Source organism: Skermania piniformis (genome assembly GCF_019285775.1).
In the GTDB taxonomy this organism is placed as follows: Bacteria; Actinomycetota; Actinomycetes; order Mycobacteriales; family Mycobacteriaceae; genus Skermania; species Skermania pinensis.
This window is the reverse complement of record NZ_CP079105.1, coordinates 283451-298429: the sequence shown is the minus strand read 5'-3', so window position 1 is coordinate 298429 and position 14979 is coordinate 283451. Positions and strand designations below refer to the sequence as shown.

13 protein-coding genes and 1 tRNA gene are annotated in these 14979 nt (G+C 67.6%); 3 read left to right on the top strand and 11 right to left on the bottom strand.

The features are described 5' to 3' along the window. Window positions 1–89 precede the first annotated feature (89 nt). The gene (locus tag KV203_RS01345) at window positions 90–2489 is read left to right on the top strand and encodes a bZIP transcription factor (protein WP_083529779.1); all 2400 of its coding nucleotides are present in this window, start codon (window positions 90–92) and stop codon (window positions 2487–2489) included. A gap of 33 nt (window positions 2490–2522) precedes the next feature. On the opposite strand, the gene KV203_RS01340 is transcribed toward KV203_RS01345, so the two are convergent. The 4 genes from KV203_RS01340 to KV203_RS01325 form a co-directional block, all read right to left on the bottom strand. After that, a complete protein-coding gene (locus KV203_RS01340; RefSeq protein WP_083529780.1) occupies window positions 2523–4436 on the bottom strand; it encodes an ABC transporter ATP-binding protein in 1914 nt (637 codons plus the stop codon). A 16-nt stretch (window positions 4437–4452) separates the two neighbouring features. After that, window positions 4453–6183 carry an ABC transporter ATP-binding protein gene (locus KV203_RS01335; RefSeq protein ID WP_066467250.1) on the bottom strand — a complete coding sequence of 577 codons (1731 nt, stop codon included), beginning with the start codon at window positions 6181–6183 and terminating at the stop codon, window positions 4453–4455. A 164-nt stretch (window positions 6184–6347) separates the two neighbouring features. Then, complete coding sequence (locus tag KV203_RS01330) at window positions 6348–8636, bottom strand: MMPL family transporter (RefSeq protein ID WP_066467007.1); 2289 nt, start codon at window positions 8634–8636, stop codon at window positions 6348–6350. A gap of 28 nt (window positions 8637–8664) precedes the next feature. After that, window positions 8665–9264, bottom strand: coding sequence for an acyl-CoA-like ligand-binding transcription factor (locus KV203_RS01325; RefSeq protein WP_157079659.1), 600 nt, complete (start codon window positions 9262–9264; stop codon window positions 8665–8667). Window positions 9265–9472: 208 nt separating this feature from the next. Here KV203_RS01325 and KV203_RS01320 point away from each other — a divergent pair, with 208 nt between their 5' ends. Next, window positions 9473–9700: a hypothetical protein gene (locus tag KV203_RS01320; protein ID WP_066467009.1), complete on the top strand. Its 228-nt coding sequence runs from the start codon at window positions 9473–9475 to the stop codon at window positions 9698–9700. Between the two features lie 33 nt (window positions 9701–9733). Here KV203_RS01320 and KV203_RS01315 read toward each other — a convergent pair whose 3' ends face one another. From KV203_RS01315 to KV203_RS01295, 5 genes are all read right to left on the bottom strand, one after another. Beyond that, entirely contained in the window at window positions 9734–10159 is a 426-nt protein-coding gene (locus KV203_RS01315; protein ID WP_066467010.1) for a hypothetical protein, read from the bottom strand. Between the two features lie 55 nt (window positions 10160–10214). Further along, window positions 10215–10305: transfer RNA gene (locus KV203_RS01310), tRNA-Ser, on the bottom strand. 72 nt (window positions 10306–10377) lie between these two features. Further along, window positions 10378–10662, bottom strand: a complete 285-nt coding sequence (locus tag KV203_RS01305) for a YtxH domain-containing protein (RefSeq protein WP_066467011.1) — start codon at window positions 10660–10662, stop codon at window positions 10378–10380. An 83-nt stretch (window positions 10663–10745) separates the two neighbouring features. Then, entirely contained in the window at window positions 10746–11177 is a 432-nt protein-coding gene (locus KV203_RS01300; protein WP_066467258.1) for a nucleoside deaminase, read from the bottom strand. Between the two features lie 18 nt (window positions 11178–11195). After that, on the bottom strand, window positions 11196–11735 hold the full coding sequence (locus KV203_RS01295; RefSeq protein ID WP_066467012.1) for a tRNA adenosine deaminase-associated protein: 540 nt from the start codon (window positions 11733–11735) through the stop codon (window positions 11196–11198). 56 nt (window positions 11736–11791) lie between these two features. Between KV203_RS01295 and KV203_RS01290 the strand changes: the two genes are divergently transcribed. Beyond that, window positions 11792–12739, top strand: coding sequence for a prephenate dehydrogenase (locus KV203_RS01290; RefSeq protein ID WP_066467013.1), 948 nt, complete (start codon window positions 11792–11794; stop codon window positions 12737–12739). A gap of 7 nt (window positions 12740–12746) precedes the next feature. Here the strand turns inward: KV203_RS01290 and KV203_RS01285 are convergent, their stop codons facing one another. Next, window positions 12747–13346: a putative glycolipid-binding domain-containing protein gene (locus KV203_RS01285; RefSeq protein ID WP_083529812.1), complete on the bottom strand. Its 600-nt coding sequence runs from the start codon at window positions 13344–13346 to the stop codon at window positions 12747–12749. 71 nt (window positions 13347–13417) lie between these two features. Beyond that, window positions 13418–14866: an NCS2 family permease gene (locus KV203_RS01280; protein ID WP_246600409.1), complete on the bottom strand. Its 1449-nt coding sequence runs from the start codon at window positions 14864–14866 to the stop codon at window positions 13418–13420. Window positions 14867–14979 lie beyond the last annotated feature (113 nt).

Sequence of the window (14979 nt, the reverse complement as noted above, 5' to 3'; positions counted from 1 at the left end):
CCGCGCGCGCCGAAGAGCGTGCCTCGGCGGGCTTGTCGGAGGTTCGGGTTAGCGTCGGAACGAGATCCGAACCCCGTGGAGGCTGCGCGATGAACGATGTGATCGGCAACGACGCCAGCCGCGGCCTGGATTCGGAGATGCAGCTCGACGACGTCGAGATCGTCCTCACGCGCGTGTTGCAGGCGAGGATGCTGTTGCGCGACCTCGCTGCCGAGAAGCGCGCCAAGGCGATCGAAAGCAAACGCGCGGCGGTCGCGGATGCAACCGCCGACACGGCTCTGCTGCTGACCCAGCTGTCCGACGACGACGGACCGGCCGGCGCGGCCGCTCGAACCGTCCCGAACGAATCGACCGCCCTGTCCGAGGTCGGTATCAGCGATCTGGCCGCGATCCTGACCGAGCGACTCACCCGCCGTTCGCGGGCGATGCTCGTGCTCATCGAGCTGGTCACGTTCGATCCTTTCCCCGATCGGGTCCGCTGGGTCGAGCAGCAGCGCGACGAGTCGCTGCGTGAGGCGGCGTCGGACTTCGGGTCGTGCTTGCGCGACGACGATCTCGACATCCTCACCACCGAGTTCGACGCGCTACGGCGCGCACTCCAGCGCAGATCGATCCGCTGGGGCCGAATCGCCGCGGTCGGCGTCGTCGGGGTGGGCGCGGGAATTCTCACCGGCGGACTGGCCGCCCCGGCTATCGGTGCGATGATCGGCAGCACCATGGGCCTCAGCGGAGCCGCGGCGACCTCGGCCGGATTGGCCGCACTCGGCGGCGGTTCGCTGGCCGCCGGCGGTTTCGGGGTCGCGGGCGGCACCGCCATGGCCACCGGACTCGGTGGTCTGATCGGCGCCGGAGCGGCCGCGACCGGAGCTCGATACAGCCGGCTGGGTACGGCAGCGGTGATCGACGACGCGGTCCGGCTGGACCTGATTGCCCGGGTCGTCTTGTCCGACTCCCCCGACCGTGACGAGCAACGCCGCCGGGTGGTGCAGAGCATCCAGGAACGGATCAACTGGGTCGCCGCGCGGACCAACGAACTCACCGAGCGGATCGCCGAGCTCAAACGTGAGAACGCCGAGCTCAAAACCGAACTCGACCGGCTCCGCGCCGAACTGGCCGTCACCGAGCAGGCGCAGACAGTGCTCGAAGTCGTGGCCGAGCGGGTCGGCGGATCTGCCGAAACGACAGTTTCCGAGGCAGTCGACCCGACGTCGGACGCCGAAGCAGGCCGCGACGACCCGACCGCATGTGACGATGCCGAACTCTTCGACCGCAATATCGACACTCAGGCACGGCGGGTCGCAACCATCGACCTGGCGATCGACGCCGCATCGGACGACCATCCGGTGCCCGCGAACCTCCCCGTGGCGCCATCCGAGCAGTCCTACCGGGAACTCAGCGAGTTCAACGATCGGCTCCGCGCGGCGGCGGGCTGGACCACGATCGATCTCGACGCTGCATTGACCCCCGCGCAACGAACCGCACTCGCAGCCTGGCGACAGGGGCAGCGCACCCCCTGGGACGCTGATGATTTCGCGGCGGTCGGAGCGGCCGGCACGATCGGGATGTTGTGTGTCTGGTTCGACACCACGGCGGACCGCGGACTGACCCGATTGCTGCAACAGGTAGCGGAGTCCGACCGAGTCCGGGGCTGGGAACGAGCCGGGAAACGGCTCCCGATCGACCACACCGGTAAGGGATTCGGCGGCCGGGCGCATCGGGTCAAGTCGGCCGGGCACGACCTGATCCGGTTCCGCGAGGCGCTGCGGCAAATCCGCGACGGTGAGTTCCGTGGCATCGATTGGACCGGCGAGCAACCACGTGCGGTGACGGTGTCCGGTCGATTTCAGGCGGTCGAAGGCACCACCCAGGCAATCGGGCTGCTCGCCAAGCACTTGGCCGCCGACGTCGTCACGCCGATGAGTTTGCCGCTCCCCGGCTTCAGCCTGCTGGCGGAGTGCGATGACGAGCGGCTACGGAACTTTGCCCTGCACGCGTACGCGGGCATGGGCCCGGCCGGGAGCGGGTGGAACCTGCGCAGCGCCGTCGTGATACCGACCTTCACCATGACGATCACCGAAATCGTCATCCGCACCCACGTCTACGCCGAGGTATACCGCCGGACCGGCAGTGCTGCACTGACCCCGGCAGCAGCACGGCGCCGCGACGAGTTGCTGCTCGCCGGGCATGCGTTGACCGCGTCGGCGTCGTTCGCCAAGTCGGCGGCTCGGGCGATGCTCACCGCTCAGGGCTTCGCTGGGGCACGGGAGATTCACCCGTCTACCATCCGCCACCTGCAGATCCCCACCATGATCCGCGCCGGGGCGCTCGCCGCAGATCTGGCCACCCGCTCGCGGCCCGAGGCAGCGGCAAGCTGGGATCAGCTCCTCACCGACTGCGCACAGCCCTGGCAGCTCGACGAAGCCGCGGAACTCGATCTGCTCTTCGACAGCGCGGCCTTGGCCGAGCTGCGCGAGCCCGTCCGGGACTAGGACCGACCCGGCCCGGGAGCGGGTCTGTTCGGTTCACGCCTCCGCGACGACGCCCGCGAACTGCGCGTTGTACAGCCGCCAATAAGCGCCGTGCGAGCGGAGCAGCAGATCGTGGGTGCCCTGTTCGACGATCTCGCCGTTCTCCATCACCAGGATCAGGTCGGCGTCGCGGATGGTGGACAGCCGATGGGCGATGACGAAGCTGGTCCGGTTGCTGCGCAACGTGGCCATGGCCTGCTGCACCAGCAGCTCGGTCCGGGTATCCACCGAGCTGGTGGCCTCGTCCAGGATCAGCACCGACGGCTTGGCCAGGAACGCCCGCGCGATCGTGATCAGCTGTTTCTCGCCGGCCGAGACACCGCCGCCCTCCTCGTCGATCACGGTGTCGTAGCCGTTCGGAAGCGAGTGCACGAACCGGTCGACATACGCAGCGCGCGCCGCCGCGAGGATTTCCTCCTCGGTTGCTTGTGGTTTCCCGTAGGCGATGTTCTCTCGGATCGTCCCGTGGAACAGCCAGGTGTCCTGCAAGACCATGCCGATCCGGGAGCGGAGGCGGTCCCGCGACATCCGGGTGATGTCCACCCCATCCATGGTGATCTTCCCCGAGTCCACCTCGAAGAACCGCATGATCAGATTCACCAGGGTGGTCTTGCCGGCCCCGGTCGGTCCCACGATCGCCACCAGCTGGCCGGGTTCGGCGACCAACGAAAGGTCATCGATCAGCGGAGTCTGCGGCTCGTAGCGGAACGACACGTGGTCGAACTCGATCCGGCCGCGGTCGACGGCACGCTTGTCCTCGACCACCGGATCTGCCGACTGCTCGTCGGCGTCGAGCACTTCGAAGACCCGTTCCGCCGAGGCAACGCCGGACTGCAACACGTTCATCATCGCGCCGATCTGGGTCAGCGGCTGGGTGAACTGGCGGGTGTACTGGATAAACGCCTGCACTTCGCCGAGCGACAGGTTCCCCGACGCCACCCGCAGTCCGCCGATCACCGCCACCAACACGTAGTTGAGATTGCCGAGGAACATGATCGCCGGCATGATCAGGCCCGAGACGAACTGTGCGCGGTAACTCGCCTGGAACAACCGCTCGTTGCGCTCGTCGAACTCTTCCTCCACGGCGCCGGCCCGGCCGAACGCCTGCACCACTTCGTGCCCGGCGTATGCCTCCTCGACCGTGGCGTTCATCATCCCGGTGTAGCGCCACTGATCGACGAAGTGCGGCCGGGACCGCTGCGCGATCTGACTGGTGACCACCACGACCAACGGCACAGTGATCAACGCGACCAGGGCCAGCAGCGGCGAGATCCACACCATCATGGCCAAGATCCCGAGCACGCTCAGCACGGACATCAACAACTGGCTCAGCGTCTGCTGGAGGCTTTGCGCGATGTTGTCGACGTCGTTGGTCACCCGGCTGAGCAGGTCGCCCCGCGCATGCCGATCGAAGTAGCTCAGCGGCAGCCGGTGGATCTTGTCCTCGACCTCCGCCCGCAAACCCCGGACCGCACGTTGGATGACCTGGTTCAGCACCAGCCCCTGCAGCCACGAGCACAGCCCGGCGACGACGTAGAGCGCCAACACGATCGTCAGGACCCGGCCTACCGCGTCGAAATCGACCCCGACGCCCGGGATCACGGCCATGCCGGACAGCATGTCGGCGAGCCGGTCCTGGCCCTCGGCGCGCAGCTGTTCGATCGCCTCGGCCTTGTCGACCCCGGCAGGCAACTGTCGCCCGACCACACCGTCGAAGATCAGGTTGGTTGCCTGACCGAGGATGTGTGGGCCCAACACGTTCAGCACGACGCTGAGCACGGCCAAGCTCAGCAACCCGATGATCGCCGGCCGCTCCGGCGCCAACCGGCCGAGCAGACGGCTCAGCGTCGGCTTGAACGATTTCGCCTTCTGCCCGGGCGCACCCGGATTGATCGCCCCCGGCCTCATTCCCGGCCTCATCGGGTCACCGCGCATCCACCCCGAGCTGCGACTCGACAATTTCGCGATACTCCGGGCAGTCGCGGACCAGATCATCGTGTCGGCCGATGCCGACCACCGCGCCATCCTCCAGCACCACGATCCGGGTTGCGTCCCGAACGGTCGACACCCGTTGAGCGACGACGATCACAGTGGCGTCCACCGTGATCGGCCGTAACGCCGCCCGAAGCAACGCATCGGTGGCCAGGTCGAGCGCGGAGAACGAGTCGTCGAACAGGTACACCTTCGGCCGCTTCACCAGCGCCCGGGCAATCGCCAGGCGCTGCCGTTGACCGCCGGAGACGGTGGTGCCGCCCTGGGAGACCGGGGTCTGTAGCTGCAACGGCATCTCCCGGACGAAATCTGCGGCCTGCGCGGTTTCCAGCGCATCCCACAGCTCTTCGTCACTGGCCTCCGGGCGACCGAATCGCAGGTTGCTGGCTATCGTTCCGGAGAACAGGTACGGCTTCTGCGGCACCAGGCCGATCTCGTTGCGCAACGCATCCAGGTCGAGCACCCGCACGTCGGTGTCGCCGACGTACACGGCGCCACCGGTCGCATCGACCAGCCGGGGGATCAGGTTCAGCAGCGTGGTCTTACCCGAGCCGGTGGCACCGACGATCGCCACCGTCTCGCCCGGCTCGGCCCGAAAATTCACCCCACGCAGCACCGGAGCGTCCGCGCCGGGATAGGTGAATTCGACGCCGAACAGCTCGACCGAGCCCGGGTAGCCGTAGAACCCTTCGGGGTGTGTCGCCGGGACCAGCGACGAACGGGTGTCGAGCACCTCGCCGATCCGGTCGGCGCAGACGGCGGCCCGCGGCACCATCATCGCCAGGAACGAGGCCATCATCACCGACATCAGGATCTGCATGAGGTAGCTGAGCATGGCGGTGAGCGAACCGATCTGCATCCGCCCCGAGTCGACCTCGTGGCCGCCGAACCAGATCACCGCGACCGTGGTCACGTTGGTGATCGTCATGACGGTCGGGAACATCAGCGCCTGCAGCCGGCCGACCCGCAGCGCGGTCTCGGTCAGATCGGTGTTCGCCACCCCGAACCGCCATCGCTCCTGCCGCTCCCGGACGAACGCCCGAACCACCCGGATCCCGGTGATCTGCTCCCGCAACACCCGGTTCACCGTGTCGAGACGAGTTTGCATCGCCCGGAACAACGGAACCATGCGGGCGATCACCAGACTCATCGTGACACCCAGCACCGGCACGGCAACCAGCAGGATCCAGGACAACTGCAGGTCTTCGCGCAACGCCATGATGATTCCGCCGACGCACATGATCGGTGCGGTTACCAGAATCGTCGCGCACATCACGATCAGCAATTGCACCTGCTGCACGTCGTTCGTGTTCCGGGTGATCAGCGACGGCGCGCCGAACCGACCGATCTCCCGCACCGAGAAGGTGTTCGCGCGATGCAGCAGCGCCCCACGGATATCCCGGCCCGCCGCCATGGCCGCCTGCGCACCGAGATACACCGATCCCACCGAACAAACGATCTGCAACACGGTGACGGCCAGCATCCGCAGGCCGGACGTCCAGATGTAGCCGATGTCTCCCCGGGTGATGCCGTAGTCGATCAAGTCGGCGTTGATGCTCGGCAGCAGCAACGCCGCAGTAACAGAAATCAGCTGCAACACCACGACCCCCACCAGCTGGGCGCGGTAGGGGTAGAGGAAGGTGCGGAGCAGTCGAGTCAACATCCGGGTCGAGGTTACTCGGCTCGGCGCGATCGGCTGCATTCGAGATGCCACGGTCTCGGCAACCTGCCGGCACCGAAACCCGAGACCGCCGCACCCGGACCTGCTCGGCCCGGGTGCGGCGGTTCTGCTCGGCTGCAGCCTGACTCGGTGCGGCGACCGGACACTCAGTGCACCGAAACCAGCTCCCGCTCGTCGTCCCGCGGCGGCGCGTCGACGAGCTTGCTTCCCTCGATGTCCACATCCGGCAGGATCCGGTCCAACCACCGCGGCAGGTACCAGGCACGGTCACCGAGGAGCGCCATCACCGCGGGGATGATCACCATCCGCACCACGAAGGCGTCGAAGAACACGGCGATGGCCAGCGCAAAACCCATCACCCGGATGAACGGCTGATCTTCGGCGATGAACGCGGCAAACACCGACATCATGATGATCGCCGCAGCGGTGACCACCCGAGCGCCGTGGCTGAATCCGGCCACCACCGCCTCCCGCGCCGAGGCACCCTTGATGTACTCCTCGCGCATCCGGGTGACCAGGAACACCTGGTAATCCATCGCCAAGCCGAACACCACTCCGATCAAGAAGATCGGCAAGAAGCTGACCAGCGGCTGCGGATTGCCGGTCAGGCCGCCCCAGCCCTCCTGCCAGATGGCCACCGTGGCACCGAACGTGGCCACGACGCTGAGCAGAAATCCGAGGGTCGCGGTGAGCGGAACCAGAACCGAGCGGAAGACCAGCATCAGCAGGATGAAGGCCAGCCCGACGACGACCGCCAAGTAGGGCACCAGCGCGCTCTGCAGCCGCGCCGACACGTCGTTCTCCAACGCCGTCTGCCCGGTTACCCCGTAGGTGGCTGCCGTCCGCTCCTGCACTGCCGGCTCGGCGTCGCGCAGCCGCTGGACCAGGTTCTCGGTCTCGTCGCTGCTCGGCCCACTACGTGGCGTGACCAGGATCTGCGCGGTATCGCCCGCTTGGTTCACCCCGACGATCTGGGCATTGGTCACGTCCGGGTCGGCGGCGATCGTGGCCAGCACGGAATCGAACGCAGCGTGCGCGCTCCCGGTGGCGTTACGGCCGTCCACTACGACCACCAACGGACCGCCCCGGCCGGGACCGAAGCCCCGATCGAGCAGATCGTAGGCCTTGCGGGCGCTGCTCGCGGGGTCGCTGGTCGCTTGGTTCGGTAGCGCCATTTCCAGCTGGGTCGCCGGCAGCGCGACGAGTCCGAGCAACACCACCGCGATCGCCAGCACCCAGCCCGGCCGGCGGGTGACGAACCGAGCGTAGCGCCGGGCCCGGACGCCGTCGGTAGCGCTCGAGCGCACGAACGGCACCCTTCCGGCAAACGTTCGCGCTCCGAACAGCCCGAGCAGCGCCGGCAACAGGGTCAAGGCGATGACCACGGCGAGAAAGACGCTGAATGCCGCGGCCGCGCCCATATCGGCGAGGAACGGGATACCGACCACGCGCAGCGCGATCAGCGCGATGATCACGGTGAGCCCGGCGAAGACCACGGCCGAACCGGCAGTACCGACGGCCCGCCCGGCCGCGTCGGCGCGGGTTTCCCGATCGGCAACGCCGGGAATGCGGCTCAGCTCGTGCCGGTAGCGCGACACGATGAACAACGAGTAGTCGATGGCGACGGCAAGCCCGATCATGACGGCCAACGTCGGGGTCATCGAGCTGAGGTCGGTGAATCCGGTAGCGATGCTGATCCCCATGCTGGTGATCGCGATGCCGATGATCGCCGTGATCAGTGGCAGACCGGCCGCCACCAACGCGCCGAAGGTGAGCATCAGGACCACCGCGGCAACCCCGATGCCGACCAGCTCGGTCGTGCCACCCGGCGGCTGTTGGTTCTGTGCTGCATTACCGCTCACCTCGACGGTGAGCCCGGCATCCCGGCCCGGTTGGGCTGCAGCGTCGATCGCCGTCCGCAAGGCCGCCGAGGTGTCGGTCGGGCCGCCGGTGAACGGAACGTCGAGATAGCCGACCGTCCGGTCGGGCGACAGCGGCGCGAGCGCCTGCGCGTCGGCCACCGCGCCGGGACCACGTTCGCTCGCCGCATCGACCAGCTGTCGTTGGGCCGCAACGGGGTCGGCCAGGGTGGACGCGGCCTCCGCGCGAATCTGTGGGAGCGCCCGCACCCGGTCCAGCACCGCGTCCATCGCCGCGACATTCGTCGGGGAGTCCAATGTCTCGCCGGGCGGAGCAGCGAAGACGTACCGGGCCGAGAGCGAATTGGCCGGGTCGGGCGCCCCGGGGAAACGCTCGGCAAGGAGGTCCTGCGCCTGTTGCGCCGGCGTGCCGGGAATCGAGAACGCGTCCTTCGTCGGGCCGGACAACGTCGCGGCACCGACTGCAGCCAGCACCGACAGGATGAGCCAGGACGCGATTACGAGCCCTTTCCGGCGGAAGGCGAACCGTCCGATCCGGTAAAGGTAGTGAGCCATCGAATCTCCTCGGTGGGGATGGGCAGGTCTAGCGGACCGGCGGCTGCGGCAGTCCGTTGCGGAGCTGGGCGAACACTTCGTGGATCAGATCGGCGGGTTCGCGACCGCTGGACAGGGCGAATTCCAACGCGGTCTTCACCGCGCACACGACCACCGTCTGCATCAGATTCGGATAGAGGTCGCGCTCGATGTCGGTGCCGGTACGTTCGGCGATCGCGACGCCCAGCCGACGACCGATCCGGGCGTGCAGGCTGTGCGAACGTGCCGCCAGCACCGGCGATTCCTCGATGAGTTGCCACACCAGCGACACCTCGTCGAGTTCACGTTCCGGATCGCCGACGAATCCGACCGTGACGAACTCGAGTGCCTCCCAGATCGGCTCCGCCGCCGGCCGGTCCAAGAGGATTCGGACCCATTCGGCGACGTCGTCCTCGGCGCAGTAGAGGATGGCGTCCTCCTTGGCCGGGAAATAGTTGTGGAAGGTCCGGGTGGACACACCGACCTGCGCCGCGATTGCCTCGGCCGTCGCGCCGGCCAGCCCACGTTCGGCAGCGAGCCGGATCGCGGCGCGACTCAACGCCTGCTTGGTCGCGGCCTTCTTCCGTTCCCGCAGTCCGATCGCGCTCATCACGCAGATCAGCCTGCCAACAAATTGCATTCCACTGCAAGTTTGCAGCATGGTGCAAAAATGCGCGCTTGGTCACATCGCCCGGATCAGGTGACCGGCCCCACAGCGGCGACCTATTCTCGTAACCGGAGGGGAGCCACCCGTCGCAGATCGAGCAGCCGGGCGGTTCGGCGGACGACGATCCGCACGACGCGGGAGGACATCGACGATGGCAAACGAGCCGATCACCGTGGAGCTGACGCGCGACCACGCCTTGGTGCTGGTCGGCTGGCTGGCCCGCACCACCGAGTCTCGGCAACCCGCCGAGTTCGTCGATCAGGCCGAAGAGCGGGTCCTGCTGGACCTCGAGTCGAACGTCGCCTACCAGCTGACCGAGCCGTTACGTGCTGATTACCACGAACTCATCCGCGCCGCGCGCGCCCGAGTCCGGGACTGAATCCACCACTCGGCGCGCGTCCGTCGGACCCCGCTAGACCACGGTCAGGTCCACCTGTTTGGCGTCCCGGGCAAAAGCAGGCCTTCGGTCGAGCGTCGCCGACAACAAGACTCCCCCCGGAGTCTGCTCGACCAGATCCAAGAACATAGCGATGTCCGCCGACGGGTCGGGCCGCTCATCCGGAGCCGACATATCGCCTCCGGAAATCGGGATCGCACACGCCTCGGTCACGACACATGCCATCCGAACCCGGTCACCGTCACGGACAAAGAGATTGGCGAACCACCCCACGGCTCGCAAGCGTCCGAGGACGATCGACAACGGCTCGCCCCCCAACGCCACGACGACCGGGTGCCCGCCATCGTCGGAGGTGACCGGCAGGTCGACGTCAGCGAGCGCACCGCACGCGATACTGAGATTCACCTCGCGGCGAAACTCGTCCAGCTGCGATGCACTCATGTCCGCCTCAAATAGTAAGAAAGCGCCTGACCTGCAACAACAGGTCAGGCGCTCCTGGCGGTGGCGGAGGGATTTGAACCCTCGGACGGGGGTTACCCGTCACACGCTTTCGAGGCGTGCTCCTTAGGCCGCTCGGACACGCCACCGCGGCATACTCTACCCGAGCGTCGTACCGTCGGGCCGCCAGGGCGCCGACCGGCTCGCGACGGTTCCGCGGATCAGGCCGATGCCCCGCCGCCGCTGATCTTGTCCCGCGCGTCGGATGCGACCTCTTTCACCTTTTCCACACCGTCGTTGACCGCGTCTTTGACCTGGCTTGCCAACTCTTCGACCTTGGCCTGCACCTGGCCGGCGAGGTCTTTGGCCTGGTCGGCCAGCTCTTCGGCCTTCGCTTGTGTCTGGTCTCGCAGCTCTTCGGCCTTCGCCTGGGCCTGGCCGGCAACGTCCTTGGCCTGGTCCCGCAGCTCCCCGGCCCGGTCTTGCGCGTCGTCCGAGATACCCATCGAGTCTCCTCTACTGTCGAGGCCCGAACTGCTCGGGCGCACGCAATTCATCCTTGCACCTGGTTGCCGGCCATTCGCCGGGTTCAGCGGCGTAGCCGGAAAAACCGGTCCAGCAACGCAGCGCTCTCATCGGCCAATACTCCGCCGTGCACCTGCGGGCGATGGCTGAGCCGACGGTCCCGCACAACGTCCCAGAGCGAGCCGACCGCGCCGGTCTTCGGCTCCCACGCACCGAACACCACCCGCGACACCCGCGCCGCCACCAACGCGCCGGCGCACATCGTGCACGGCTCCAAGGTGACGACCAAGGTTGCCCCGGACAGCCGCCAACCGTCGTCGTAAACCCGCGCGGCCGCCCGCAACGCGAGCACTTCGGCGTGTGCGGTGGGGTCGCCGGTCACCTCGCGCGCATTCGCGGCGCGGGCCAGCTCGGCTCCGTCCGGATCGAACACGACCGCTCCGACCGGCACATCGGCCGGATCGGCGGTCCGCGCGACGGCTAACGCGACCTGCATCAGCTCCTCGTCGGACACCTAGCGCGGCAGCTTGTCCAGCACTGCCGAGAACTCGTTCGCGAACCCGAGCCGCTGCGCGATCATGCCCAGTTGCTCGTCCGGATAGAGATCGGCTTCGGCCACGATCAAACTCAACACCGGGACCGGCAGACCCAAGTCGGAGAGCACCCCGAGGTCGCCCTCTTCCCAGGGCTCGACGTCATCGAGGTCGTCCGGGTCGATATCCGGAATATCCACATTCAGCGCTTCCAGGACGTCGGCCGCGATGTCGTAGTCCACCGCAGCAGTCGCGTCCGAGAGCAACAGTCGGGTCCCGGATGGCGCCGGTCGCACGACCACGAAGAACTCGTCGTCCACATCCAGCAGTCCGAACACCGCACCGGAGCTACGTAGCTCCCGCAGCTCGGTCTCGGCGGCGCGTAGACTACCGAGCACGGCATTGGTCAACGCGCTGCATCGCCATTTCCCATCTTCGCGCACCACCGCGACGCCGAAGCCCTCGAGATCGTCGAATTCTTCCGGCGACACCCGGTCGGTAGTGGAGCGCTGTGCGGCCATGGCGCAACGGTAGCCGCCGCCCGCGGTTTGTTGTAGTCGTGTGGTTATCTGATCCGATGCATGATCGCAATCAGCGTGAAATCTGCGTACTAGGGCTCGGCTTGATCGGTGGTTCGGTACTGCGTGGTGCGATTGCGGCGGGTTGGACCGGCTGGGCGTACAACAGGTCGGCCGTCGGCGCCGACGCCGCGCGCGCCGAGGGATACGACGCCGACACCGACTTGGCCCGGGTGCTGCGCCGGGCCGCCGATTCCGATGCGCTGATCGTGCTCGGGGTACCGATGCCGGCGATGGACGACGTCCTCGCCGCGGTCGCCGCGCATGCACCCGACGCAGCGCTGACCGACGTGGTGAGCGTGCAAGGTCCGCTGCGCCCGCTGGTTGCGCGGCACGGCCTGAGCCGCCGCTACGTCGGATCGCACCCGATGGCCGGTTCCGCCGCATCCGGATGGGCCGCCTCGACCGCTGAGCTGTTTACCGACGCCGCCTGGGTGGTCGGCTGCGACGACGGCGCCGACCCCGCGGTATGGACCCGGGTAGCCCGGCTCGCGCTCGAATGTGGGGCGGTGGTGGTGCCGGCCGGATCGGCCGAACACGACGCCGCCGTGGCCCGGATCTCCCACCTGCCGCATCTGCTCGCCGAAGCGCTGGCGCTGGCCGGAGCCGCCGGCGGCGACCTCGCCCTCGGGCTGGCCGCCGGGTCGTTCCGGGACGGAACCCGAGTCGCCGGCAGCGCCCCCGCGCTGGTCCGGGCCATGTGCGAAGCGAACGCCGACGCGCTGCTGCCGACGCTGGACGAGGCGCTGCAGGTGTTGACCGACGCGCGCGACATGCTGGCCCGGGACCGCTCGACCGCCGGTCTGGTCGAAGCCGGGCATGCCGCGCGGCAGCGCTACGAGCAGCAGCAACCCTGGACTATCAGCGGAATCGAGCCGAGCGACCCGGACTGGCTGGAGCGGTTGCGCGAGGCGGGTCGCCGCGGCGGGGTGCTGCGCGCCTGGTGACGCTTGCTCAGATTCGTTCGGCCAGACCCGCGTAATCCCGGATGAAACCGTCCGCGTCCACCGTCACCAATGCTTCGGAGACCGGTGAACGCACCTGCAGGCCGCCCACCGTCGGCGAATAGGTCAGGCTGGCCTGGTGTACCGCGAGGTCCGGCATCGTCACATACACCACCGGCACCTCCCGTTGCTCGGCGGCTTCGTGGAGCCGATAACGCCGGATCGGCAACGTGTTGAAGAACGGGCTGAGCACCACGTCGACATCCAACGCGCCGTCGAATGCCGAACGCTGGTGACTGGCTCCGGTATCGATCATCCAGTAGCCCTCGCCGTCCCGATTGATCGAGATGAACCGCTCCCCGCCGGCAACGCTGGTACGCAGCGACAACCGCTGGGTGACCCCGCTCTCGGTGGTAACCAGATCGTAGGACGCGCTGAACGCCGCATGATCCGGGCAATCGGCGCCGATGATCCGGCCGGATGCCTTGATCCGCTGACCGTTCACCTGCACCCGAACCGACTCCATCCGCGGCGCGTTCGGGGCGCGCCAGGTGAGCACGGCCGACCGGACAGGACCGGAGGCCGGCGAGGATTCTCCGGCGGAAAACATCACGCGTCTACGTTAGCGGCGCAAACGTCATCCCGTTCGGTCGACGATAACGAGTTGCCCACGGTCGGCACTCAGGTGAGGTAGCGGGTGATCGGGCCGATCGCGAAGTACACCAGGAAGGCGGCAGTGACGATCCAGAGCAACGGGTGTACCTGCCGCGCTTTCCCGACCACCACCTTGATCACGGTGTAGGCGATGAACCCGGCGCCGATCCCGACCGAGATCGAGTAGGTGAACGGCATCAGCACCATGGTCAGGAACGCCGGGATCGCCACCTCCGGATCGGTCCAGTCGATCTCCCGCACCTGCTGCATCATCAAAAACCCGACCAGCACCAACGCCGGCACAGCTGCCTCGCTCGGGATGATCTCGACAATCCCGGACGCGAACATCGAGATCAGGAACAGCACCCCGGTCACCACCGATGCCAGCCCGGTCCGCGCCCCTTCGCCGACACCGGCCGCCGACTCGATGTAGGAGGTGTTCGACGAGACGCCGCCCGCGCCCCCGGCGACGGCGGCGAGCGAGTCGACCACCAGGATCCGGTCGACGTGCGGCGGCACCCCGGCGCGGTCCAGCAAACCGGCCTCGGCCCCGACCGCCGTGATCGTGCCGACGGTGTCGAAGAAGTCCGCCAAGAGCAAGGTGAAGACGAGCAACATCGCGGCCACGATGCCGATCGCGGAGAACGAGCCGAGCAGGTGGAACTCACCGAGCGTGCCGAAATCCGGCGTCGGGTCCAGCTGCGCCGGCCAGCGCGGCACGGTCAACGACCAGCCGCCCGGATTGCGCCCGCCGTCGGACACCGCGGGCCCGATCCGGCCCACCGCTTCGACGATCACCGCGAGCACCGTGGTGACGGTGATCGAGATCAGGATCGCCCCACGTACCTTGCGCACCCAGAGCGTGATCAGCAAGCCCAGACCGAGCACGAACACCACGGTGGGCCAACCGACCAACTGCCCGGCGTCGCCGAGCTGCACCGGCACGGTGGTCTGCGCCGCATCCGGCACCCGCCGGACGAACCCGGCGTCGACAAATCCGATCAGGGCGATGAACAGGCCGATCCCGACCGAGATCGCCACCTTCAGCGGCCTCGGCACCGCCGCGAATACCGCTCGACGGAAGCCCGTGATCACCAACAACAGGATGATCAGGCCCTCCAGCACGACCAGACCCATCGCGTCGGCCCAGGTCATCTTGCTGGCGATGGCGGTGGCCACGAACGCGTTCAGGCCGAGCCCGGTCGCCAACGCCAGAGGATAGTTGCCGACCACGCCCATCAGGATCGTCAGCACCCCGGCAACCAACGCGGTCCCGGCGGCGATCGCGGCCAGGTTCGGCTCGGCACCGCCGCCCAGGTATCGGCCGTCGGCATCCTTGGCGAAGCCGAGGATCAGCGGGTTGAGCACGATGATGTACGCCATGGTGAAGAAGGTGACAACGCCGCCGCGCAGCTCACGAGCGAGCGTCGAACCACGCGCCGTGATCTGGAAGTATCTGTCGATCGCCGGGAGCACGCCTGGATCAAAGCAGACCACCGACGCGCACAGGTGACAGCCGGATCACATACCCGTGATCGCGTTCGTCGGTCGTGTCGTACCGCTCGAGTAACGTGCTGTTCGTGATGTCA